We start from the raw sequence: 23947 nt of genomic DNA on the forward strand, positions 1-23947 counted from the left end.
TTATATTTGAAAATTTATATGATTTGCCTGTGTACGAAAACCTAGAAACTTTTGGCCCAGCGTCTCACCTCCGAAGCGAAGCTAGGTTGTGTTTATGCAATTTCGGACTTCTATGCTGAAATACTTAATGTATAGCCTCGTATAGGATTTGATATAAACGCATATACAATAAAGAATAAATAAATTAAAACAATGGCATCTCCTTATGGAGTTGGTACATAGAAAATGCAGATAAATAGCCAAATTTCAGAATATAAGCAAAATATTCCCTTAAACACCTTAACTAATATCCTCGATACTCAAGTTATACAGGAATGGAATGATACTGAAGTAGATCATCATCAGGATTTGTGCATCCATCAAATGTTTGAGATGCAAGTTGAGCGATCGCCCCAGTCCATTGCTGTAATGTTTGAAAATACACAACTTACTTATTGGCAGCTAAATCAGCAGGCTAATCAACTAGCACATCACCTACGTGCTTTAGGCGTTGGTCCTGAAGTACTTGTGGGCATTTGCCTAGAGCGCTCCTTGGAGATGATAGTAGGACTACTGGGAATTCTCAAAGCTGGAGGTGCTTACGTACCTTTAGATCCGGCATATCCCTCAGAGCGTTTAGCCTTCATATTGAAAGACACTCAGACACCAGTATTGTTAACCCAAGAAAAATTGCTCAAGAACTTGCCACCGCATGAAGCACAGGTGGTTTGTCTCGATTCAAATTGGCAAGGAAATATTCAAAACAGTCAAGAAAATCCTGTAAATAAAACGACAGATGATAATCTTATCTACGTAATTTACACATCTGGTTCTACAGGACAGCCCAAGGGTGTTATGATCCCTCACCGTGGTATCCGCAACCAACTCTACTGGCGGCAAACAACCTTTAGATTAACTCAGGCAGATAAGGTTTTACTGACTATTTCTTTTAGCTTCGATCCCTCAGTGTGGCAGATATTCTGGCCATTGTGCTTCGGAGGGCAATTGATCATGGCTCGCCCTGGTGGACATCAAGACACTGCATACCTTGTAAAGGTCATTACTGAGCAGCAAATCACTGTCTTGGCCTTAGTACCTTCTATACTGCGTGTCTTACTAGAAGAAAAGGAAATTGAGAATTGCTCATTTCTGAGGCATATTACCTGTGGTGGTGAAGCTTTGCCTGGCGAACTCATAGAACGCTTTTTTGCCAAACTGGATTTGGACAATGTTCTCCATAATTGCTATGGCCCGACAGAAGCCTCTATTGATACCACTTTCTGGACTTGTCAGCGCGGCACTAATTCTACCATTGCTCCCATAGGTCGCCCCGTGGCCAATGCAGAGATTCACATCCTTGATGAAAATTTGCAGCCTGTGCCTGTTGGTGAATCAGGTGAACTGCACATTGGCGGTATTGGTTTGGCGCGAGGCTATCTTAACCGTCCAGAATTGACCATAGATAAGTTTATTTTCAATCCTTTTAGCTCTGAACCTGGGGCACGTCTTTACAAAACTGGGGACTTGGCACGTTACTTAAGCGATGGGAATATCGAGTTTATTGGTCGCATTGACTACCAAGTCAAGATTCGTGGCTTCCGAATTGAATTGGGAGAAATTGAAGCCATATTAGACCAACATCCTGCACTGACACAGACTCTCGTCATTGCTAGAGAGGATATTAATGGTGACAAACAACTTGTGGCTTATGTTGTTGCCAATGCAGAGCAAATTCCTAGTCGAGTTGAATTACGTCGCTTCTTGCAAAGTCAGCTACCTGAATATATGGTGCCTGCTTACTTTGTATTTTTGGACACCTTACCATTAAACCCTAATGGTAAAATAGACCGCCATGCTTTACCTGCACCCGATTTATCAAGACAAGAATCGGAAGTTACCTTTGTTGCTCCTCGTAATGAAGTGGAGCGCAAGATAACACAGATTTGGGAACAGATTTTAGGTGTCCAACCCATTGGCGTAAAGGATAACTTCTTTGAGATAGGAGGAAACTCCATCTTGGCAGTAAAACTATTTTGGCAAATTGAGAAGATATTTAGTAAAAATCTTCCTCTTGCTATTCTCTTTCAGTCTGGGACTGTAGAGGCTCTAGCCAAAATAATCTGTCAAGAAGAAGATTTAGCAATAAACTTGGCTTCAGTAAATACCTTAGACAAATCAAAATCTAGCTGGTCATCCCTGGTAGAAATTCAACCCTATGGTTCCAAGCCACCTTTTTTCTGTATTCACGGACTCGGTGGAGAAGTCTTGTGTTTCCGTGAATTAGTATTGCATTTGGGGTTAGACCAACCATTCTATGGACTACAGCCACAAGGACTAGATGGAAAACAGCCCTTGTATACGCGGATAGAAGACATGGCAACTCATTACATTCAAGAAATCCAGACCATTCAACCCAATGGACCTTATTTTCTGGGAGGTTATTCTTTTGGGGGTGTAGTTGCTTTTGAGATGGCTAGGCAACTCCAGGAGCAAGGTCAACAAGTTGGTATTTTAGTTATGCTTGATAGTTGCCGTCCAGGTTATAGTTGGCGGGCACCATTTATGAAGCGAGTTTTTTTGCATTTAAATAATATAGCTCAACAAGGACCTGTCTACTTTTGGCAAAGACTTGTGAAATGGATTTATTGGAGTACGCAGCGTCTCGAAAAGACATATCAGCGTTACTTGCAAGGGATAATTGATTTCCCTGCAAATGACAACCACTTAAAGATTATGGATGCTAACACTCAAGCCATCAGTGAATATATCTTTTCACCTTACCTTGGTCGAGCTGTTCTCTTGCGAACAGACGATCAGAGTCGGGACGATACTATAGGGACACAATACGATCCTCAATTCGGCTGGGGCGACCTAGTTGCTGGAGGATTAGATATCCATTACATTTCTGGATCTCACCATAATCTATTTAATGAACCGCATGTACAGGTGTTAGCCGAAACATTGAGAAATTGCTTAATCCAAGCGCAGTCTCCAAATAATTAATTTGACAACCTACTACCTTTGCAAGAGAAGTCAAGTAATTTTGGATTTTGGACTGGGGTCAAATAAAGCATTATAAAATCAAAGAAACAAGTGCCAAAATCGGCTTAACTCTTCGACTTATAGAGCAAATTTCACGTTTGTGAGATACAAAAATACTCCACTGCTGCGATCGCTCACCTTCACACCACTTGCTTCTTGGCAATTGAGAACCGCTATATCTAGATTTTGGGAGTCTCAACTCAGTAATGCTGGGTAATTTTGTCGTTTTTTAGTCTAAACACAAATTGGGAGAATAACGGAAAAATTGCTTGTTAGTGGTAACTAGGATGAGATAATTATTCTGTGGAACGGGAATACTGGTCGCAGTCCAATAACCAAAAGACCTGACCAATTTAATATGCGATGAATCTTGCTAGTGCCACTGATTGAACAGAGGTATTTATTGTGGCACTGTAGGCTTGGATGACTGTCGTTTTTTATTTATGTTGGTAAACAATCCACAATCTACTGATGCTATATAGACGGTTTGGACGCACAGAATTACAGATGCCAGTGTTTTCCTGCGGTGGCATGAGATATCAGTTTAAGTGGCAGGATGTCCACGATAATGAAATTCCTGCTGATAACCAGGCAAATCTGGAAGCGACGATTAGAAGGGCGGTGGAGGTTGGGATTAATCATATTGAAACTGCTCGTGGTTATGGCACTTCCGAAATGCAATTGGGAAGAGTTCTACCCCAGCTTCCCCGTGAAAAGTTGATTGTTCAAACCAAAATCAGTCCCAAGGAAGATGCGAAAGAATTCCGCGAGACATTTGAACAATCCTTGAAAAATCTTCAGCTAGATTATGTCGATCTACTGGGATTGCACGGTATCAACCATACTGAGTCATTAGACTATAGCATCCGTCCCGGTGGTTGCTTGGAAGTAGCACAGCAGTTGCAAGCAGAAGGAAAAGTTAGATTTATTGGTTTTTCCACACACGGATCAACAGATATAATTGTGCAGACAATTAATACCAATCTATTTGATTACGTGAACCTGCACTGGTACTACATTAATCAATGGAATTGGGCGGCAATTGAAGCAGCTAAACGCCACGATATGGGGGTGTTTATCATTAGTCCATCTAATAAAGGAGGTTTGTTGTATGAACCTCCACAAAAATTAGTGAATCTTTGCGCTCCTTTGAGTCCAATGGTGTTTAATGATTTGTTTTGTTTGAGTCATCAAGAGGTGCATACTCTGAGTGTGGGAGCAGCAAAACCACAAGATTTTGATGAACACCTGAAGACTTTAGAATTAGTAGATCGGGCATCAGAAATTTTGCCGCCCATCTTAGCAAGGTTGGAAGAAGAAGCGATCGCTACTTTGGGAGAAGATTGGGTAAAATCCTGGGAAACAAATCTACCAACTTACGAGCAAACCCCTGGTGAGGTCAACATTCGGGTGATTTTGTGGCTGCGGAATTTAGCGATCGCCTACGACCTGGTAGATTATGGCAAAATGCGCTACAACCTACTTGGTGATGGCGGTCACTGGTTTCCTGGTAATAAAGCGGATCGGTTAGAGGAATTAAACTTGCAGCAATGTCTTGCCCGCAATCCTCATGCCGATAAAATCCCCCAATTTCTGGAGCAAGCGCATCAGATGTTGGCGGGTAAAGCGGTCAAACGTCTATCTAAGACTTGATGAATTGGGCCTTGGGCATTGGGAATTGGCGAGAAATAAAATAACTCCTAACTCCTGTACAGACGCGATTAATCGCGTCTCCTAACTCCACAACGATCGCTAGTCAGATTTTTTTGTATCTGGTGATTTAGTTGCTTTCGGTACCACTAGCACTTTGTCAACGCGGTTCCCATCCATATCCATCACTTCAATTCGCATACTTTGCCATTCAAAATGATCGGCTGCGGCAGGAATACGACCTAAATGGGTGATGACAAAACCGCCCAAGGTTTGATAACTGCCGCGTTCCTCGGATTCCCACTCTTCCATGCCAAAAAGTTCTAAAAACTCCTCTACAGGTAACATCCCATCCAAAAGCCAGGAACCATCTTCGCGTTGCACAGCTTGGGGTTGATCCTGCCCATCTGTTGAAGGAACATCACCGACGATTTCGCTCATGATGTCGTTGAGAGTAACTAATCCTTGAATTACGCCGTATTCATCCACTACTAATGCCATGTGAGTAATGGTTTGCTTGAACAATTCCAAAACTTTCAATCCACGGGTACTTTCTGGCACGAATACGGGCTGTCGCAAGCCCACTGTTAAGTCTAGCGCTTCTCCTCGGAAACTCCTGGCTAATAAGTCGGTGACAGGTATTACACCCAGCACGTTGTCAAGTCCCGCCTGACACACTGGATAGCGAGAATAGGCACTCTCAACCATTTTTTGGCGATTTTCTTCGGCAGTGTCTTCTAAGTCTAACCAGACGATATCGGGACGGGGTGTCATTAAGTAGCTGACGGGGCGATCGCCTAAACGAAAAACTCGCTCTACCATATCCTGTTCGGCTTCCTCAAAAGTTCCCGCCTCAGTGCCTTGCTCAATTAAGATTTTTATTTCTTCTTCGGTGACTTGCGGCTCGGTAGAAGCTGTTATTCCCAGCACTCGCAGGATTAAATCTGTAGAAGCACTTAATAGAAAGACTACTGGAGAAGCGATCGCTGCCAAGGCTTGCATCGGAATCGCTACAATCGAGGCAATCCTTTCTGGATTATTTAATGCCAGACGCTTTGGTACCAATTCGCCAACAATCAGCGACAAATAGGTAATGATCAAAACGACTATTCCAAAAGATATCGGTTCGCTATAAGGTGCTAACAAAGGCACAAGTTTTACATAGACTGCCAGTCGGTTGGCAATTGTTGCTCCTCCAAAAGCACCAGTCAGGATACCGATTAGGGAAATACCTACTTGAACGGTTGACAGGAAATGATTTGGAGATTCAGCGAGTGTCAATGCTACCCTAGCCTTGGCATCTCCTTGATTGGCAAGCTGTTGTAGCCTGACTTTCCGCGCTGAGACAATTGCCATCTCAGACATAGAAAACACGCCATTGGCAATAATTAGCACCAAAATGATTAAAATTTCAAAAGTGATGGGAGACATGTTTAAAATTGCCGCTTATCAGAGCGAATGTAGCTCAATACCTAGTATCTAGTATTAAAGGTGCTTCTATAAATGCTTTTACTGTACACAAAGTAATAGTTATAGTTCTTAAGTCTATTAGTTGCTGTGCATTATTCTTCCACCGAAAGAATAAGAAGGCTGTCAACACTTTTAAAATAGTTGACATAAACTGCCTCAAAATTTTCTGACTCACAAAGACTCCCACCGCTAGTTGTACTTATGTCATTTTCTTCTATTGTGCGTGCCTTAGCGCGATCGCCGCTCACCACTGAATTTATTTCTAAGCTAAACCGACAACAAGAATTGCGGTTAAATGGCATTTCTCGATTGCCCAAGGGTTTGGTTGCTTCGGCATTGGCGCAGTCTCAGGGTAAGAATTTGTTCGTAGTTTGCGCCACACTGGAAGAAGCTGGACGAGTTTATGCACAACTGGAGGCAATGGGATGGCAAACAGTACATTTTTATCCCACCTCCGAGGCTTCTCCCTACGAACCTTTTGACCCGGAAACTGAGATGAGTTGGGGGCAAATGCAGGTATTGGCAGATTTAAGTATGGGGAATGGGGAATGGGGAATGGGGAGTGGGGAAGAAAACCAGATCCCAATTCCTAATTCTCAGTTACCCAAGATGGCAATTGTGGCTACTCAAGGGGCACTGCAACCACATTTGCCACCACCAGAAGCTTTTGGGGAATTCTGTCTTACCTTGAAGCGGGGGATGGAATTAGACTTAAATGCCTTCAGTGAGAAAATCACGATTCTGGGGTATGAACGAGTACCTCTGGTGGAAATGGAAGGACAATGGAGCCGACGGGGTGATATTGTTGATGTTTTCCCAGTTTCATCTGAGTTTCCAGTCAGGTTGGAATGGTTTGGCGATGAAATCGAGCAAATGCGGGAATTTGACCCTGCAACTCAACGTTCGGCACTCGATAAAGTTGATCGGTTAATTCTTACCCCTACTAGCTTTGCTCCTATCGTCATGGCGGCACTGAAGAGTGCTGAGTTCCGAGTGGTGAGTGCTGAGTTAAATTCTGACTCTGAACTTAGCACTGAAAACTCATCATTGTTGGAGGGTAGTCGTCGCTTTTTGGGGTTGGCTTTTGAGCAACCAGCATCTCTGCTAAATTACCTATCAGAAAATACATTGATTGCTATTGATGAGCCAGAACAGTGCCATGCTCATAGCGATCGCTGGGTCGAAAATGCTGAGGAACAATGGGGAGTAGGGAATAGGGAACTGGGAATAGGGAATGGGGAGGAATCTACCCCCACTCCCCTAACATTGCCGAAAATTCACCGATCGTTTGATGAGTGTTTGGCTGACATTGCCAAATTTAAAACACTATATTTATCGGAACTGTCAGAGGAAAATAGTGGGATCAATCTTTCAAGCCGATCGCTTCCAGTCACACCGCACCAGTTTGCTAAACTAGCTGAAACCATCCGTCAAGAACGCGATCGCAATTTCTCAATCTGGCTGCTTTCTGCTCAACCTTCGCGTTCTGTATCGCTGTTGCAAGAACATGATTGTCCAGCCCAGTTTATCCCCAATCCCCGCGACTACCAAGCGATAGATAAGCTGCAAATTAACCATATTCCCATAGCCCTAAAATATTCTGGTCTTGCGGAACTCGAAGGTTTTATTCTGCCGACATACCGAATAGTAATCGTTACAGATCGAGAATTTTTTGGGCAGCATTCCTTGGCGACTCCCGGCTATATCCGCAAGCGCCACAAAGCTACTTCTAAGCAAGTTGATCCCAATAAGCTGCGTCCAGGTGATTATGTAGTTCACAGAAATCATGGTGTTGGCAAATTTGTCAAGCTGGAAAGTTTGACGATTAATAACGAAACCCGTGATTATTTGGCGGTGCAGTATGCTGATGGGTTATTAAGAGTTGCCGCCGATCAAGTGGGTGCTTTATCTCGGTTTCGCGCCGGAGGTGATAAAGCACCGGAACTCAACAGGATGACCGGTAAAGCTTGGGAAAATACCAAGAATAAAGTCCGCAAAGCCATCAGAAAATTGGCGGTGGACTTGTTAAAACTGTATGCAGCGCGATCGCAACAACAAGGTTTTAGCTTTCCAGGTGATATGCCTTGGCAGGAAGAGTTGGAAGATTCTTTCCCCTACCAACCCACAACGGATCAACTCAAAGCTGTACAAGATGTGAAACGCGACATGGAAAGCGATCGCCCAATGGATCGCTTAGTTTGTGGCGATGTCGGTTTTGGAAAGACGGAAGTGGCGATTCGTGCTATTTTCAAAGCAGTCACCGCCGGTAAACAAGTGGCACTCCTTGCGCCAACGACAATTTTAACACAGCAGCATTACCATACACTCAAGGAACGTTTTGCACCTTACCCCGTGAATGTCGGTTTGCTCAACCGTTTTCGTTCGGCTGAAGAACGCCGCGATATTCAAAAGCGATTGGCAACTGGTGAATTAGATGTAGTTGTTGGTACACAGCAACTTTTGGGTAAAGGTGTGATGTTCCGGGATTTAGGACTGTTGGTGGTGGATGAAGAACAGAGGTTTGGGGTAAACCAGAAAGAAAAAATTAAAAGCCTGAAAACTCAAGTGGACGTGCTTACGCTCTCCGCCACACCCATTCCCCGGACTTTGTATATGTCCTTGTCGGGAATTCGGGAAATGAGTTTAATTACTACACCACCCCCAACTAGACGAGCGATTAAAACCCATCTGTCACCGATAAATTCTGAAAGTATCCGCAGTGCAATTCGTCAAGAATTAGATAGAGGTGGACAGGTTTTTTATGTAGTTCCGCGAGTGGACGGGATTGAAGAAACCACAGCCAATTTACGAGAAGTGATACCGGGAGCTAGATTTGCGATCGCTCACGGTCAAATGGATGAAAGCGAGTTAGAATCAACCATGCTCACTTTCAGTAATGGTGATGCAGACATCCTTGTTTGTACAACAATTATTGAATCTGGCTTAGATATTCCGCGAGTCAACACCATTTTGATTGAAGATGCTCACCGCTTTGGTTTGGCACAACTGTATCAATTACGCGGTCGTGTGGGACGTGCAGGTATCCAAGCTCATGCTTGGTTATTTTATCCCAAGCAACGGCAATTATCTGATGCAGCACGGCAACGATTACGAGCAATTCAAGAATTTACTCAGCTAGGTTCTGGATATCAGCTAGCGATGCGCGACATGGAAATCAGAGGTGTAGGTAACTTGTTAGGTGCAGAACAATCCGGTCAAATGGATGCCATCGGCTTTGATTTATACATGGAAATGCTAGAAGAAGCAATTCGGGAAATCCGAGGACAAGAAATTCCGAAAGTGGAGGATACTCAGATTGACCTCAACCTGACGGCATTTATCCCAGCAGATTACATTACCGACTTGGATCAAAAGATGAGTGCATATCGGGCGGTGGCCACAGCTAAATCGAAATCAGAATTAAACCAGATTGCAGCCGAGTGGAGCGATCGCTATGGTACTTTACCAGTGCCTGCAAATCAACTTTTGCGAGTCATGGAACTCAAACAGCTAGCGAAAAAACTCGGATTTAGCCGCATTAAACCAGAACAAAAGCAGCACGTTGTTTTAGAAACGCCGATGGAGGAACCCGCTTGGAATTTGTTGGCGGCGAATTTACCAGACAATCTCAAGACGCGCTTTGTGTATTCTCCAGGTAAAGTCACGGTGCGCGGGTTAGGAGTTTTTAAAGCAGATCAACAATTGCAGAATTTGATTGATGCTTTCGGGAGAATGCAAGGTGCGATTCCAGAGGCGGCTGTTATTTGATTGGGAGAAAAAGATTATTAATCAAATGAAAACCTATGTCATTTTTAGCAGGCGGGAATTCTAGATCCGGCCCTTTGAGTATAGTTAGTAGAATTAAAGGAAATACCAACCCAACTTCAACTCATGATAAAAACTGTCGAAGGCATTTATCAGGATGGACAAATTCACCTCACCCAGCTACCGCAAGATATTAGCGATCGCTCTCAAGTCCTCGTCACCTTTCTAGATACTGGCAAAATCGACCCTACCAAATTACGTCAACTGATTGATCAATTGGAGACAATTGCTGGAATTGGACAAGGTTTTGAGGAACTTAACGCTGGTCAAACTCGGCCCATTGGAGATTTCGTCCAAGAAATGCAGCAAAAGTATGGCATTTCAGGTTGATATTACCCCAATCGCAGAAACTCAGATTGAGCAAGCTTATCGCTGGTATCGAGAGCGGAATCCTGAATTTGCTGATCGTTGGTTTCGAGGATTGATGAATGCTATTGCTAGCCTACAAGAGAAGCCCCAACGTTGTGCTTTAGCAGTCGAACATGAAATTTTTCCAGAAGAAGTACGTCAACTTCTTTATGGAAAAGCCAAAAATGTATCCCGAGTAATTTTTACGATTCGAGGTACTACAGTTAATGTATTGTATGTGCGCCACAGTGGCCAAGCACCACTGACTGTAGATGACCTAGAGGAGTTAGAAGGTGGAGTTTAGGATTTCAAGGCGATCGCTATAGTAGTTTACCAGTCTCTGCAAATCAACTTTTGCGAGTCATAGAACTCAAACAGTTAGCGAAAAAACTTGGATTTAGCCGCATTAAACCAGAAAACAAGCAGCACGTCGTTTTAGAAACGCCGATGGAGGAACCAGCTTGGAATTGATTGGCGGCGAATTTATCATCGCTGTTATCTGTGTAATTTCGGTGGTGAGTTAGTTTTGTCTGTGAGAGATTAGGCATCTAAGTTTCCATAGCGCAGACAACCAACGATGGAAAAAGAAAAGTTTCACATTGTCCCAATATACCTTCGTATTGAGGGTATTTTTGATAGTACCGATATGTACGGAAATCAAATTAAACGTCCTGATTCTTGGGAGGATGAGGTAGAAGTTGTTGTGTGGGGATATCGAATATCTGGTTCAGCAGTTTCTTTTTATTCTCAGATTGACTACTTTCCAAAAAATCGACTAGAGTATGTAGATATATGTCAGTTTGTTTGCGATCGTATGGCAGACTTACTTGATGAATGCATTCAGAGGATCAAACAACATAATAATTTAGAAGATTCATCTGTATATCTAGCAGATTATGGATTTAGAATTTATCATTATTGCGAATATTTTTTGGAGAACAAGAAGAGACTTTATCTCTGAAGTTAAACCATCTTTCTAAAAGCGGGAAATTAAAGCAGGTAAACCGTAAAGGTGGGCTGTCTGAAAAAGTTACTCAAATTGGGGAAATTGATTTCTAACTCAGTGCTGGTTCGATAACTTTGATGAGAAAAATTAACAGCGAGAAAAAAGGATTTGTTAGAGATGTTGAGCAACACAATCTCAAAACGTATCAAGAATATTTAGATTTAAAAAAAGTGAGAATAAATGACTATAATTTGCTGGACATACTTGAAATTTAAAGAGCAGAGATAATTTATAGTATGACTTTCGTAACGATTAACAGCTATGACTGAGCTACTTGAACAAGCGATCGCTAAACTAAAAAATTTACCTGCCAATGAACAAGATGTGATCGCAGCGATGATTTTGGCAGAACTAGAAGATGAACGCCGTTGGGATGAAGCTTTTGCCCGTTCTCCAGATATGCTTGCCAAACTTGCAGCCGAGGCAATGGCTGAATACCGTGTAGGTAAAACCCAAGAGTTAGATCCAGATAAATTGTGAAGTCACGTATAACTGCTCAGTTTCGTCAAGGGTTTGCTGATCTACCTGGGCAAGTTCAAGAGCAAACCCGTGAAGCATATCGCCTTTTCAAACAAGATCCGAGCCATCCAAGCTTGCGCTTCAAAAAAGTTCAACAGAATTACCGATTTATTCAGCACGGATTAGCAAAAATTATCGAGCGGTTGGACAGTTAGATGGAGACTGTTATTTGGTTTTGGCTTGGTTCACACGCAGAGTATGACAAGTTGCTCTCTCAGTTGTAGCGACGCAGCGCGATCGCATACTCCATTTGGATCAAAAGATGAGCGCTTACCATGAAGTTGAAATTTTCAAATGATTTATAAATATTCAAAAAATACTTCAGGTACTAATCGTAATTCACCAGATTTAAAGCGAGAGATATCTATCCATAACGCTTTATGTTTATGATGTTGTGATTCTGAAAAAACTAGACTTTCCAGTTGATAAAATTTTGAATCAACAAAGTCACATTGATAAAGCTGAATGATTTCATGACCTTGCCTACCATTAAATGTAAACAGGTTCTCTATACAACCTAGATATTTAATATTCGTTAAGTCTGCCTGAATTTCCTCTTGAAACTCTCGTTCTAAGGCGGCGTGGCTGGCTTCGCCAAAATCAACACCACCGCCTAAAGCCCGATAAAATGTTTCTTGCTCTACGGGATCATAGCCTTCAGAAACAAATATGCGTTCGCCATCCCGAATTAGCCCCAAGGCTATTACCCTAATTTCACCTGCTTTATTCATTTTTATAACTAATTATCATAAATAGACTGAGGACGACTTTCGCTATCCTCAATAGGCCAATCTGGATTTTCGCCACCGATGTACAATTCTTCAATGGTGACGTATTCCTGACTTAGCTGGGTGAGAGCGTTGATTAAGATATCTAATGCGATCGCATCACTGGTTCCTAAGTCAAACCAACAACGTCCCCACTGTCCCTCATATTCAAACTCACCAATGTTGTGCATCAGTGCTAGCAAGCTTTTGTCATACCCTTGCTCATCATAATTCATGTAGCTGATATCGAGTCCAGTGTCCTGCACCTGAAGATTCTCTGCGTTAAATGCGCCCAATTTACCTAGATAAAACCAGGAATTGAAAACTTCTTCTACATACTGTTTTTCACGTGCAGAAGGATTTGTACTGAATTTCAGCCAAATCCACATATCAAAAGGATTAATCTCGCGGAACTGAATTTCCATTTTGGTCTAATATCTCAATTACTGTTCTGCAAATAAGCATATCAAAGTAGGGTATGGGGAATGGGGAATTGGGAATTGGGGCTAAGGATTGTTAAGGCTAGCAGCATTTTTGCGTTCACTCTCAATTTGTTTGACTAAATCGCTTGGGAGTTGGGATTTTTTAGTTAATGCTTTGTCAAAATTAGTGATCGCTTCCCGAATCATCTGCTGGCTTTTTTCTTTTTGCCCCAGTTCTTTCAGGATTTGGGCTTTGAGATAATAAATTTCTGGATTATCGGATGTGGTTTTGATCGCGCGGTTGACATATTCTAGTGCCTGCGGATACCTTTTTAAATCCCGGTAAGCAAGAGCAATACCGCGATCAACGAGATACCCAGGAGCGGCATTTTTTTCTAAGCGTCCAATTGACTGATCGGGACTAGCAAAAGGCAAATTAACCGCCAACAACAAATCCATATAACCCTTGATTAAATTCAGTTCTGGATCGTTGGCAGAAATTGCTTCGGCTTTATCTAAATATTCATAAACTTGCCGCAGCCTACTAAAAGCTTGCGGCACACCGTTGACTGTACCCTCACGGGTGATAATTATTGCTCCTTCTAAAAAATGACCAACAGCAGTGTATAAATTACCACGCAATGGATCGTTGGGAACCAGTTTTTGTCCGGTTTCTAGAGTTTTCTGACTGTAGGTGGCAAGTTTAGCCCAATCCTTATTTCCGTATGCCAAAGATGCCTTCATCGCATAAGCTAGAGGTTCATTTGGTTCTTTAGATATTGCTTGTTCTAAATAACGCTCTGCTGCTGGATAGTTACCCTGCTGGAAAATCGCTTTAAAAGCTGCTTCTGTTTGGTCGCCAATTTGATGAGGTTCGTTATTGCGAAACGGATCGCCAGCCAGAGAGGGATTTACCCACAGATTAAGTGCGATTGCCCAAGGGACAACGCCAAAGGCGAACGCAGCACCAAAAGCAGTCTGAGCAAAAGCATTAAGTCTGGTTGGCACTAGTAATCGAGGCGAAGAAAACCTTTTAGTCATTTTAACCCTCAGAATAATTGCGGTTGAAATAGTTGTATGTGTTACTTAGAATGCAAAAAATGATTAATTTTTACACTGAGCGACTTGCCTTGACTTGTGCCGAGCGGCTTGCCCTGAGCGCAGTCGTTGGCGCAGCCTCTCGTAGAGAAGGGAGCCGAGGTAGCTCAGTCAAAAGGAGTCGAAGTGTTAACTTGCTTCTGCCTCAACCAAAATTTTCTTATATAAAGATTGACTTTGGTAATTTTTCCATGTTTCCAGGCTCGTCATAACCAAAGTTTTCAGGGTGAGTCTGCCACAATGGAGAAAAATTGGATGATTCTTGCTGCTAGATTAAGCTGTTAATCCAGGTAATGCATTATAAATTTTTCCAGAATTTTCCAGGTACTCTCAGTGTAGCTAATCAGTAATTTGCTGACTTTTTGGTAATCTTAACAAATGCTCTATCTCCGAAATGTAAATTATCACCCCACAGCGTGTCCAACAGCGATTCTTAAATCGATCAACTTGGAATTAGCACCCCAGCAGCTAGGTCTGATTATCGGCCCCAGTGGTTCTGGAAAAAGTACTTTATTAGAAATTTTGTCAGGATTAGCCGAACCCACTACTGGCGCACTCTTCTGGCGGGAACAAGAACTTGTAGCCGAACAGCTACAACAATTAGCTGGGTTGGTATTTCAGTTTCCAGAACGGCACTTTTGTGGTGGTTCGATTTTAGAAGAATTGCGTTTAGGACATCCTGAGTTAGGGTCAGAACGAGTTAGACAGGCCCTGACTGAGGTGGGATTAGAGCATTTATCGCTTTCTGCTGCTCCCCATGCTTTGAGTGGTGGTCAACAGAGGCGTTTAGCTTTAGCAGTGCAATTGATTCGCCAGCCAAATTTACTCTTATTGGATGAACCCACTGCTGGGTTAGATTGGTCAATGCGTCGGCAACTGGTAAATTTATTAGCGAAGCTGAAACAAGATTGGACGCTATTGGTAGTAACACACGATGCTGGGGATCTGTTAGCGATCGCAGATCGTTGCTGGACACTCAACCACGGCGAACTACAATCAGTAGACCCAAAGACACTAGAATCCAAAGTCAAAGAACCTCTACCATCGGTATGAAAGGCGACTGGGGACTGGGGACTGGAGAAAAAAGAATACCCAATGCCCTATCCAAAATGACAAATGACAAATGACAAATGACAAATGACAAACTTATTGCCTGAAATGGCAGAAATCTGGCAGCAAACTCTGAATTGGCAACCAACTGTCCAACAGCAAGCGCAATTCCAAAGGCTTTATGAGTTAATTCTAGAAGGTAATCGTCAACTAAATTTAACTCGCATTACTGACCCCCAAGAGTTTTGGGAAAAACATCTCTGGGATTCTCTACGAGGAATTCTACCCGTATTATCAGGAAATTTACCCTCAGCTTCTCCCACTATCATCGATATTGGTACAGGTGCAGGTTTTCCAGGTGTTCCAGTGGCAATGACAGTACCTAATTGCACAATTACTCTTCTCGATTCCACTCAGAAAAAAATTACTTTTCTCGACAATATATTAACTGAACTTGCCCTTACTAATGCTAAAACTCTTGTTGGTAGGGCTGAGGAAATCGGTCAGTACTATAAGCATCGAATGGCTTATGATATTGCACTGATACGCGCTGTAGGGGCGGTTTCTGTTTGTGCAGAGTATACCCTACCACTGCTCAAACAGGGAGGTTTAGCCATAATTTATCGCGGTAATTGGACAAAGGATGAAACAACAGCTTTGCAGAATGCTGTGAAGCTGTTGGGTGGCGTTATTGAATCAATCGAACAATTTACAACACCCTTGAGTCACAGCATCCGGCACTGTGTGTATTTGCGTAAGGTAGCCACCACACCAGTTCAGTTTCCCCGTCCTATTGGTGTACCTACTCAAAAGCCTCTTTGACTAATTCGTAATTCGTAATTAGAAAGAGTGCAAGTTTCCACTGGTTAAAATTATGAATTAATTTGATAGGAGTGGAATATCAATATCCCAATGTTTAAGCAAGTTTACTGGCTGCTGCAAAACGCTTGTTAATCTCATCCCAATTAACCACATTCCACCAAGCATCTAAATAATCGGCGCGGCGATTCTGGTAATTGAGATAATATGCGTGTTCCCATACGTCATTACCTAAAATGGGATATTTACCTGTACTTAAGGGACTATCTTGGTTAGCTGTAGTTGTCACTTCTAACTTGCCACCTTTATTACGCACTAGCCAAACCCAACCACTACCAAAACGGCTAGCACCAGCTTCATTAAACTGTTTTTTGAAAGCTGCAAAACTACCAAAACTTTGATTAATTGCAGAGGCTATATTTCCTGTTGGTTCTCCCCCGCCTTTTGGCTTCATAATTTCCCAGAACATTGAGTGGTTTACATGACCACCGCCATTATTGCGTACTGTTCTGCGAATATCTTGTGGTACAGTGTCAAGTTTCTGCAACAGTTCTTCAATAGTTTTGCCTTTGAGTTCTGGGTGTTTATCTAACGCTGCATTCAAGTTTTTTACATAAGTTGCATGGTGTTTATCATGGTGAAACTGCATCGTTTTAGCATCGATGTGTGGTTCAAGTGCTTCGTAGGCGTAAGCTAAAGGCGGTAGTTGGATAGCACCTGTTTTATCGGATGTTTTATTTAGTGGAGTATTTGGTGTTGTTTCAGGAGTTGCAGTATTTCCATTTGGAGATTTCTCTGCTGATGCACAAGCATCTAATGCAAAAGCACCCGTACCGGCTGTAAGTAAAAACAAGAAATTGCGTCGATTAATAGCCATATAACTTTTTGCAGCTAATCAATTAAGTCTCTATTGCAGTTTTTATTTTCTTAGATTTTGGCTACAAAAAATTGGGAATTGTGATTATTTCTGGCAGTTTAAGAAACTATTTATAAAATTCTGTCGCCAGTTTTGGGATCAAATACAAACAAGTGATTTAAATCAAGTTGTAGAGAAAGGCGATCGCCTGGACGGGGACGCACATCCGCGCCTACCTGAATATTCAACACCACCGCCGAACCAGGTAAACCAGCACGAATCAAAGTTTCTCTTCCCAAAGGTTCCACCACCTTAACTTCTACAATCAGGTGACTCTCATTTTCTTCTTGGCGACTTGGTGAATCAGCGCTGTAGGCGGGTTTCCCGCCGTAGGCGACTGTGAACCCGGAGGGCGGTTCGTTAATAAAAATATGCTCTGGACGAATCCCCAAATCATAACTGTGTTCCTGACGCAACTGTAATTTTTCTTTTACAACTGCTGGAATCGTTAATAACTGTCCACTGACATCAAAACCGTTATTGTGATAGATTGCAGGCAAAATATTCATTGGCGGACTGCCTAAAAAACTTGCCACCATCTGATTAGCAGGACTTGCATAAATAGTTTGGGGATCGCCGATTTGTTGAATTCGCCCGCGATTTAGCACGACTATTTTATCAGCCAAAGTCATTGCTTCAACTTGATCGTGGGTGACGTAAATTGTGGTAATTCCTAATTCTTGATGTAACTGTTTTAATTCTGCCCTTGTATCGTCGCGTAATTGGGCATCTAAGTTAGATAAAGGTTCATCAAGTAAAAAAACTTGGGGTTCACGAGCGATCGCTCTTCCTAATGCTACCCGTTGTTGCTGTCCCCCAGAAAGTTGTTTGGGTTTACGATCCAGCAAGTGATCCAGAGAAAGCGATCGCGCCACATTCATCACCCGTTCTTGAATGATTTTTCGATCAACCTTCCGCATTTCCAAGCCAAAGCCGATGTTTTGGGCCACGCTCATGTGAGGATAGAGGGCGTAGTTTTGGAATACCATCGCCACATCTCGCTGTCTGGCTGGGATATTATTCACCAAGCGATCGCCAATAAAGAGTTTGCCTGATGTAGCGGTTTCTAAACCAGCGATCGTTCGCAAAATTGTAGACTTACCACAACCCGATGGCCCAACTAAAACCCAAAACTCGCCATCAGGAATTTCAAAGGTAATGTCCTCGATCGCGGTGACATTATTGAATCTACGCTTAATATCTTCTAGACGAACATTTGCCATTATCTGATTTGATATTTTCAGTTTAGGATCATGCGGCACTTCCAACTAAGTACTAAGAGGTTTGATCCGCACCCTCCGAGGAATTGTGAGGCTGCTTTACAAATGTAGAACTCTAATCAGAAATCTTAGAGCCTCATTCACAGCATCGGCATTAGGAAAAACCTCTGCAACATCAGGTTCTAAACGAATTGTTGTCTTACTAAAGCTCTTTCGTTCAGAACCAAATTTTCTGATTTTTAGGCTCTTTAAGTCATACTCTGATCGCAGACGACAGCATGATATTTTTGACTTTTCACACATCCTCTAAACAAAGTTCAATTACTTCTTTCATATTAGCCATCAACTCATCAATTTTTTCTCCTTGACTGTAACAGGCTTGTAGCTGAGGTACTTCTCCGACATAGTAGCCATCTTCATCCCGTTCAATGATGACGTAGAATTCTCGGTTGGTGGGATTGATCATAATCTATTTGTACGTAGACTCAAAATCATTTTTCTGGATTCTTCGACCAAGCAGGGTGAGAGAGTAAAGAAGCAAAGACTCTTACCCCCCGCAGCTGATTAGAGAGGGGTAAGTGACCTCTAGGCGCACTCAAATCCCAGGTAAAGCTGTTGGGGTATCGCGTCCAGTTATTACCTTCTTTCCAGCCAATTTTCGGCCAGAAATTCTCCCAATTTTTACCCAAACTCAACCAGATCTCTCGCTGCACTGAAAAGCCAAATTTACCTTCGGAGTGGACTAACCAGAGGTTGTTAATAGTTTGCAAGTCAACAGCCGAGGTATTTTCTACCTCAGTAAAATACAACCATTTTCGTTGTACAGCCGTTGGCCCTGATAATTCACACATTTTTTCGATGGTGACGCGATCGGCTGCTTGAAAGTCTTGAGCAGCAAGTAGCTGTTGCAAAGAATTGTAGTTAATCCCGCACTCTGATTTTAGAGGTACAATTCCTTCAGGAAAACAGGAGCGCAAAAATTCTTTGGCTTGAGGTGCATCAGAGCTGTAAAGGACTTGGTAAGCTTTGCCATCAATCCAAGTCGCTGGGTTCTCACGTCGTTTCAGTAAAAATTCCATCAACACGTCTAATCCCTCATTACCCAACTCAGCTAACTGTGGGATTATCTGTTGTTGGACTTTTTCAGACCCGGCGATTAATGGTTGTCGGAGAGAGTCAATGTCATTTGCAGGGCCTGATAAAATCATTGGGTCTGTCATGCCATTCTTGTGTTAACGGTCAGTGAAAGAGCGGTAAGCTATCGGGCTTCACCTTGGAAAAGTATTGATAGCGAAAAGTAGTTTACTATTTTTAATCGTACAAAATTGCGATCGCTTCACTGAAATCCCACACTTAATCCCCAAATAATGTACAAGGGGAATAGGGGGAAAATCTGTGCCTTATGGCTTGGTGAACAAAAGACATAGCAAAATATACAAGCCTGCCACATAAGATTTTTTGAATAGCAGCGTATCGATTAGGAGTGTGTGAACGATGTACGAAAAGATTACCCCCCCCGTAGCCGGAGCAAAAATCACCTTCAAAAATGGTGAACCAATCGTACCGGACAATCCAATTATCCCCTTTATTCGTGGCGACGGCACAGGTATCGACATCTGGCCTGCTACCCAAAAAGTCCTCGATGCTGCGGTAGCCAAAGCATATAAGGGTCAGCGTCAAATTAGTTGGTTTAAGGTTTACGCTGGGGACGAAGCTTGCGATTTATACGGAACTTACCAGTATTTACCTCAAGACACTCTCACGGCAATTGAAGAGTATGGTGTAGCTATTAAAGGGCCTTTGACTACTCCCATTGGGGGAGGAATTCGTTCTTTAAATGTGGCACTAAGGCAAATTTTTGACTTATATGCCTGTGTACGTCCTTGCCGTTACTATGCGGGTACGCCCTCACCCCACAAAAACCCCGAAAAGCTGGATGTAATTGTTTATCGGGAAAATACAGAAGATATTTATTTAGGCATTGAGTGGCGACAAGGTAGCGAAATCGGCGATCGCTTAATTAAGATTCTTAACGAAGAACTAATCCCCGCCACCCCAGAACATGGAAAAAAACGCATTCCTCTTGATTCTGGTATTGGCATCAAACCCATCAGCAAAACTGGTTCTCAGCGCCTAGTCAGACGTGCCATCAAACACGCTTTGCTATTGCCTAAAAACAAGCAACAGGTGACTTTGGTGCATAAGGGCAACATCATGAAATACACCGAAGGCGCTTTCCGCGATTGGGGTTATGAACTAGCAACCAGCGAATTTCGCCAAGAAACTGTCACTGAACAAGAATCTTGGATTTTGAGTAACAAGGAAAAAAATCCGAATATTTCCTTGGAAGAAAACGCCCGCCAGATTGAGCCTGGGTTTGATAATCTTACCCCAGACAAGAAAGCGCAAGTTGTCAAGGAAGTTGAAACTGTTCTTAACACAATTTGGGCAACCCACGGCGATGGCAAATGGAAAGAAAAAGTTTTGGTGAATGACCGGATTGCTGACAGTATTTTTCAACAAATCCAAACCAGACCGGATGAGTATTCGATTTTGGCGACAATGAACTTGAACGGCGATTATTTGTCTGATGCGGCTGCTGCCATTGTTGGTGGTTTGGGAATGGGACCAGGGGCAAATATTGGTGATTCTAGTGCCATATTTGAAGCTACTCACGGTACTGCACCCAAACATGCCGGCTTGGATCGGATTAATCCGGGTTCAGTGATTTTGTCTGGTGTGATGATGCTGGAATTTATGGGTTGGCAAGAAGCGGCAGACCTAATTAAGAAAGGTTTAAGCGATGCGATCGCAAATAGTAAAGTCACCTACGATTTAGCCCGCTTGCTAGAACCGCCTGTTGAACCCTTAAAATGTTCTGAATTTGCCGACGCAATTATTCAGCATTTTGGTTAAGTTTACTAGGGTTAATTAGTCGAATAAAAAGACCTCTCCCTGGTTTTACTACGCAAAACCTGTCCCTCTCCGAGTTGGAGAGGGAAAGAGTTAAACTTTAACTCCAAAAATCTCTTTTTTCTCTCTGCGTTCTCTGTGCCTCTGCGGTTTAAAAGCAATTTTTATAACCACAGAGGCGCAGAGAACACAGAGGTAAAAGAGCTAGCCCTGGCATCATTAATTTCTGGAGATGTCTACTTGCTTTAGCTGTGATTTCGCTAATTTATCAGGTGCGATCGCTCCATTCTCTGTAATGATGGCTGTAATCAACTCAGCCGGAGTCACATCAAAAGCTGGGTTGTAAAAATCGACACCTTCAGGTGTGAGAATAGTATCTCCCACCTGATAGATTTCTGTTGGATCGCGTTCTTCAATAGGAATTTGGCTGCCATCAGCTAATTCAAAATCAACGGTGGAAAGGGGCGCAGCCACAAAGAAGGGGATATTATGTGCCTTAGCTGCGATCGCAACACTATATGTACCAATTTTATTAGCAGTGTCGCCATTAGCAGCAATTCGGTCAGCACCCACAACTACAGCATGAATCAAACCCTGTTTCATGCAATGGGCTGCCATATTATCAGTAATTAATGTCACAGGAATACCTTCTTGCACACATTCCCAAGCGGTGAGTTTTGCACCTTGTAAACGGGGACGGGTTTCGTCGGCAAATAAACGTTCTAAACGTCCTTCTCTCCAAGCGGAACGCACAACACCTAAAGCAGTGCCATAACCAGCCGTAGCTAGCGCCCCAGCGTTGCAGTGAGTAAGTAACGTCAGCTTTTCTGGAGTAGTGGGCAAAACTGCCAAACCATTGTCGCCGATCGCTTGACAGGTTTGCAAATCTTCAACGTTGATTGCTTGAGCTGTTTGGAAAAGGGTTTGCTTAATGTCTTCAACAGTTCCCAACGTTTCCTTGGCAACTTTCATCATCCGACTAATTGCCCAAAATAAATTTACCGCCGTCGGACGAGTAGAACCTAACAACTGGGCTACTTTATCTAAGTTTTGCAAAAATTCGTGGCGATCGCTAGTTTCAATTTCCCTTGCGCCAAGATACATTCCATAAGCCGCAGCCACACCAATTGCAGGCGCACCCCGGACAATCATAGTCTTAATCGCCCGCGCCATATCTTCACTGCGGTGGATTTCCACAAATGTATATTCGTTGGGTAAGCGCGTTTGGTCAATTAGTGACACCGATTCATTGTGCCAAATAACGGGATAAACGTGGTTTGTAGAAAGTGTCATAGAAAAACGTAGTTAGTGGATAAGTAAGTCGGCGCTAATATTTCAAGCTATGTTAAGAAATTTAACTGTAGGGTGTGTTGTCGCGCAGCGCAACGCATCGTCAAGAATTTAAGATGGCATAACACGACGCTAGTTTGCTCAAGTCGGGAGAACCTGCCCACGCAACTGTCTCGCCTACAGACAATTTATATTTATTCATATACATTGAATTTTCTCGCCGACTTAACTTAAGCAATATTTTTTACTTTAATGTACCTTGATGATTTCATTTTAAAAACTAAAATTCAATTAAATATTTTTTAGTTTTTTGATGATTTTGCGGCACAGATAATTACTTAATATTTATTTAATTAATTTCTTCCTTAACTGTCTTAACTGTCCTTGCATTCTCATTACAAAAGTGAGAACATATTTCGCTAAAGCATTTAAAAAACTAAATATATAGTTAATATCAAAAATGCTTTTGCCCTAACTCTATGCAAAGATCACATCTTAATAAAAAGTTGATCTAATTCCTTAAAAGATTTGAAATAAAAATATGAAACGTCTTGTTATATGCTGTGATGGAACCTGGCAACAATTAACAAGTGCTTACCCTAGCAATGTGGTTAAGTTAGCTCAATCGGTAAAACCGATGGCTAGTGACGGGGTTGCACAAATCGTATTTTATGACGAGGGGGTTGGAGCTGAGGGTCAAAAGGTTTTAGGGGGAGCTACCGGACTAGGAATCGATAGAAATATAGAAGATGGCTACCGATTTCTGAGCCTCAATTATGTTTCTGGTGACGAAATCTATCTGTTCGGTTTCAGTCGTGGTGCTTACACAGTTAGAAGTTTAGCGGGGATGATCTATTGCTCCGGTCTTTTAGACCGTCCCCATGTCACCAAAGCCCATGAAGCTTATGAGCTTTACCGTAAACGAGGTGTTAAACCAAAAGATCAGGAAGCTGTGGAATACCGTCAAGCTTACGGCGATCGCGTCCCTATAACCTTGCTGGGTTGCTTTGATACCGTTGGGGCCCTTGGTATTCCTGGGATACCCGCCTTCAGCAAGTTGAGCGAGCAGCTGAATAAGCGTTACAGATTCCATGACACTACTTTAAACAAATGTGTTCAGAATGCCTTGCACGCGGTGGCGATCGACGAAATCCGTGAAGTCTTTGATGTCACTCCCATGACAAAGCATCCTGATGCTGAAAACCAGCGAGTGATTCAAAAGTGGTTCCCTGGCGCACATGGCTGCGTTGGTGGTGGAACTAAAGAACATAGTGGGTTATCAGATGCCGCCTTACAGTGGATGATTGATTCCATCGGTGAGATGCAATTGGGACTTGACTTCGATACAAGTGTGATTCCTACAGGTATTAACCCCAATTATGAATGCGATTTTAAGAACGATGCTGGATTCTTTAAATTGGCAGGAATCAAGTTTCGTGAGGTTAGTGATGTCATTGAAGACCTTCATGAAAGCACAATTAACCGTTTGAAAAGTCGCAAAGACTATCGACCTAAAAATCTACAAAAGATTATTTCCAAACTGAAATAAGTTGAATGAATTTAGGTAATCGAAGTAGAGAAATTTCTGGTGCATTGAATCCAAAAGTGAAAAA

20 protein-coding genes and 2 pseudogenes are annotated in these 23947 nt (G+C 42.6%); 13 read left to right on the forward strand and 9 right to left on the reverse strand.

What is annotated here, in order from left to right:
• Positions 1-363: 363 nt before the first annotated feature.
• Positions 364-2982 carry an amino acid adenylation domain-containing protein gene (locus FD724_RS15700; protein ID WP_179075530.1) on the forward strand — a complete coding sequence of 873 codons (2619 nt, stop codon included), beginning with the start codon at positions 364-366 and terminating at the stop codon, positions 2980-2982.
• Between the two features lie 510 nt (positions 2983-3492).
• Positions 3493-4674 (forward strand): aldo/keto reductase, encoded by a 1182-nt coding sequence (locus tag FD724_RS15705; protein ID WP_179073263.1) that lies wholly within the window; start codon positions 3493-3495, stop codon positions 4672-4674.
• A gap of 99 nt (positions 4675-4773) precedes the next feature.
• Here FD724_RS15705 and FD724_RS15710 read toward each other — a convergent pair whose 3' ends face one another.
• Entirely contained in the window at positions 4774-6102 is a 1329-nt protein-coding gene (locus FD724_RS15710; protein WP_179073264.1) for a hemolysin family protein, read from the reverse strand.
• A 240-nt stretch (positions 6103-6342) separates the two neighbouring features.
• Between FD724_RS15710 and mfd the strand changes: the two genes are divergently transcribed.
• The 7 genes and pseudogenes from mfd to FD724_RS15745 all read left to right on the forward strand — a co-directional run bounded on the left by mfd (position 6343) and on the right by FD724_RS15745 (position 12063).
• Complete coding sequence (gene mfd / locus FD724_RS15715; protein WP_179073265.1) at positions 6343-9909, forward strand: transcription-repair coupling factor; 3567 nt, start codon at positions 6343-6345, stop codon at positions 9907-9909.
• A 123-nt stretch (positions 9910-10032) separates the two neighbouring features.
• Positions 10033-10296, forward strand: coding sequence for a hypothetical protein (locus tag FD724_RS15720; RefSeq protein ID WP_179073266.1), 264 nt, complete (start codon positions 10033-10035; stop codon positions 10294-10296).
• Positions 10280-10618, forward strand: a complete 339-nt coding sequence (locus tag FD724_RS15725) for a type II toxin-antitoxin system RelE/ParE family toxin (RefSeq protein WP_179073267.1) — start codon at positions 10280-10282, stop codon at positions 10616-10618. Before FD724_RS15720 ends, FD724_RS15725 begins: the two co-directional genes overlap by 17 nt.
• An 11-nt stretch (positions 10619-10629) precedes the next feature.
• A pseudogene (locus tag FD724_RS42085) lies at positions 10630-10782 on the forward strand (TRCF domain-containing protein); the annotation flags it as partial.
• A gap of 109 nt (positions 10783-10891) precedes the next feature.
• Positions 10892-11275, forward strand: coding sequence for a hypothetical protein (locus FD724_RS15735; RefSeq protein ID WP_218651526.1), 384 nt, complete (start codon positions 10892-10894; stop codon positions 11273-11275).
• Positions 11276-11581: 306 nt separating this feature from the next.
• Positions 11582-11800 (forward strand): hypothetical protein, encoded by a 219-nt coding sequence (locus FD724_RS15740; protein WP_179073270.1) that lies wholly within the window; start codon positions 11582-11584, stop codon positions 11798-11800.
• Positions 11797-12063 (forward strand): annotated as a pseudogene (locus FD724_RS15745) (hypothetical protein). The gene FD724_RS15740 and the pseudogene FD724_RS15745 overlap by 4 nt, the downstream one beginning before the upstream one ends.
• 75 nt (positions 12064-12138) lie before the next feature.
• Here the strand turns inward: FD724_RS15745 and FD724_RS15750 are convergent.
• From FD724_RS15750 to FD724_RS15760, 3 genes are all read right to left on the reverse strand, one after another.
• Entirely contained in the window at positions 12139-12570 is a 432-nt protein-coding gene (locus FD724_RS15750; protein ID WP_179073271.1) for an NUDIX hydrolase, read from the reverse strand.
• 8 nt (positions 12571-12578) lie between these two features.
• Complete coding sequence (locus tag FD724_RS15755; RefSeq protein WP_069070833.1) at positions 12579-13031, reverse strand: DUF3531 family protein; 453 nt, start codon at positions 13029-13031, stop codon at positions 12579-12581.
• Positions 13032-13112: 81 nt separating this feature from the next.
• Complete coding sequence (locus FD724_RS15760) at positions 13113-14069, reverse strand: Sll0314/Alr1548 family TPR repeat-containing protein (RefSeq protein WP_114080441.1); 957 nt, start codon at positions 14067-14069, stop codon at positions 13113-13115.
• A gap of 435 nt (positions 14070-14504) precedes the next feature.
• On the opposite strand from FD724_RS15760, the gene FD724_RS15765 reads away from it, so the two are divergent.
• Together FD724_RS15765 and rsmG are read left to right on the forward strand one after the other, a co-directional pair.
• Complete coding sequence (locus FD724_RS15765) at positions 14505-15179, forward strand: ABC transporter ATP-binding protein (protein ID WP_114080442.1); 675 nt, start codon at positions 14505-14507, stop codon at positions 15177-15179.
• An 84-nt stretch (positions 15180-15263) separates the two neighbouring features.
• Entirely contained in the window at positions 15264-15998 is a 735-nt protein-coding gene (gene rsmG, locus FD724_RS15770) for a 16S rRNA (guanine(527)-N(7))-methyltransferase RsmG (RefSeq protein WP_179073272.1), read from the forward strand.
• A 94-nt stretch (positions 15999-16092) separates the two neighbouring features.
• On the opposite strand, the gene FD724_RS15775 is transcribed toward rsmG, so the two are convergent.
• The 4 genes from FD724_RS15775 to FD724_RS15790 form a co-directional block, all read right to left on the reverse strand.
• On the reverse strand, positions 16093-16872 hold the full coding sequence (locus FD724_RS15775; RefSeq protein WP_199346321.1) for a superoxide dismutase: 780 nt from the start codon (positions 16870-16872) through the stop codon (positions 16093-16095).
• Positions 16873-16982: 110 nt separating this feature from the next.
• A complete protein-coding gene (locus tag FD724_RS15780; protein ID WP_179073273.1) occupies positions 16983-18134 on the reverse strand; it encodes an ABC transporter ATP-binding protein in 1152 nt (383 codons plus the stop codon).
• Positions 18135-18426: 292 nt separating this feature from the next.
• Entirely contained in the window at positions 18427-18597 is a 171-nt protein-coding gene (locus tag FD724_RS15785) for a type II toxin-antitoxin system HicB family antitoxin (protein WP_179073274.1), read from the reverse strand.
• A 25-nt stretch (positions 18598-18622) separates the two neighbouring features.
• Entirely contained in the window at positions 18623-19351 is a 729-nt protein-coding gene (locus FD724_RS15790; protein WP_114080449.1) for a GUN4 domain-containing protein, read from the reverse strand.
• A 274-nt stretch (positions 19352-19625) separates the two neighbouring features.
• On the opposite strand from FD724_RS15790, the gene FD724_RS15795 reads away from it, so the two are divergent.
• Entirely contained in the window at positions 19626-21047 is a 1422-nt protein-coding gene (locus FD724_RS15795) for an NADP-dependent isocitrate dehydrogenase (RefSeq protein WP_179073275.1), read from the forward strand.
• A gap of 216 nt (positions 21048-21263) precedes the next feature.
• Here FD724_RS15795 and mtnA read toward each other — a convergent pair whose 3' ends face one another.
• Positions 21264-22337, reverse strand: a complete 1074-nt coding sequence (gene mtnA, locus FD724_RS15800; RefSeq protein WP_179073276.1) for an S-methyl-5-thioribose-1-phosphate isomerase — start codon at positions 22335-22337, stop codon at positions 21264-21266.
• Positions 22338-22875: 538 nt separating this feature from the next.
• Here mtnA and FD724_RS15805 point away from each other — a divergent pair.
• Positions 22876-23883, forward strand: a complete 1008-nt coding sequence (locus FD724_RS15805; protein WP_179073277.1) for a DUF2235 domain-containing protein — start codon at positions 22876-22878, stop codon at positions 23881-23883.
• The last annotated feature ends 64 nt before the right edge of the window (positions 23884-23947 follow it).

This window comes from Nostoc sp. C057 (assembly GCF_013393925.1).
GTDB lineage: Bacteria > Cyanobacteriota > Cyanobacteriia > Cyanobacteriales > Nostocaceae > Nostoc > Nostoc muscorum_A.

Bases quoted from the DNA above. Each gene is read 5' to 3' on its own strand.
- FD724_RS15765 (WP_114080442.1), top strand. From the start codon at position 14,505: ATGCTCTATCTCCGAAATGTAAATTATCACCCCACAGCGTGTCCAACA.
- FD724_RS15780 (WP_179073273.1), bottom strand. From the start codon at position 18,134: ATGGCAAATGTTCGTCTAGAAGATATTAAGCGTAGATTCAATAATGTC.
- FD724_RS15735 (WP_218651526.1), top strand. From the start codon at position 10,892: ATGGAAAAAGAAAAGTTTCACATTGTCCCAATATACCTTCGTATTGAG.
- FD724_RS15795 (WP_179073275.1), top strand. From the start codon at position 19,626: ATGTACGAAAAGATTACCCCCCCCGTAGCCGGAGCAAAAATCACCTTC.
- FD724_RS15710 (WP_179073264.1), bottom strand. From the start codon at position 6,102: ATGTCTCCCATCACTTTTGAAATTTTAATCATTTTGGTGCTAATTATT.
- FD724_RS15790 (WP_114080449.1), bottom strand. From the start codon at position 19,351: ATGACAGACCCAATGATTTTATCAGGCCCTGCAAATGACATTGACTCT.
- FD724_RS15750 (WP_179073271.1), bottom strand. From the start codon at position 12,570: ATGAATAAAGCAGGTGAAATTAGGGTAATAGCCTTGGGGCTAATTCGG.
- FD724_RS15700 (WP_179075530.1), top strand. From the start codon at position 364: ATGTTTGAGATGCAAGTTGAGCGATCGCCCCAGTCCATTGCTGTAATG.
- FD724_RS15725 (WP_179073267.1), top strand. From the start codon at position 10,280: ATGGCATTTCAGGTTGATATTACCCCAATCGCAGAAACTCAGATTGAG.
- FD724_RS15755 (WP_069070833.1), bottom strand. From the start codon at position 13,031: ATGGAAATTCAGTTCCGCGAGATTAATCCTTTTGATATGTGGATTTGG.
- FD724_RS15720 (WP_179073266.1), top strand. From the start codon at position 10,033: ATGATAAAAACTGTCGAAGGCATTTATCAGGATGGACAAATTCACCTC.
- rsmG (WP_179073272.1), top strand. From the start codon at position 15,264: ATGACAAACTTATTGCCTGAAATGGCAGAAATCTGGCAGCAAACTCTG.
- FD724_RS15805 (WP_179073277.1), top strand. From the start codon at position 22,876: ATGAAACGTCTTGTTATATGCTGTGATGGAACCTGGCAACAATTAACA.
- FD724_RS15740 (WP_179073270.1), top strand. From the start codon at position 11,582: ATGACTGAGCTACTTGAACAAGCGATCGCTAAACTAAAAAATTTACCT.
- mtnA (WP_179073276.1), bottom strand. From the start codon at position 22,337: ATGACACTTTCTACAAACCACGTTTATCCCGTTATTTGGCACAATGAA.
- mfd (WP_179073265.1), top strand. From the start codon at position 6,343: ATGTCATTTTCTTCTATTGTGCGTGCCTTAGCGCGATCGCCGCTCACC.
- FD724_RS15775 (WP_199346321.1), bottom strand. From the start codon at position 16,872: ATGGCTATTAATCGACGCAATTTCTTGTTTTTACTTACAGCCGGTACG.
- FD724_RS15760 (WP_114080441.1), bottom strand. From the start codon at position 14,069: ATGACTAAAAGGTTTTCTTCGCCTCGATTACTAGTGCCAACCAGACTT.
- FD724_RS15705 (WP_179073263.1), top strand. From the start codon at position 3,493: ATGCTATATAGACGGTTTGGACGCACAGAATTACAGATGCCAGTGTTT.
- FD724_RS15785 (WP_179073274.1), bottom strand. From the start codon at position 18,597: ATGATCAATCCCACCAACCGAGAATTCTACGTCATCATTGAACGGGAT.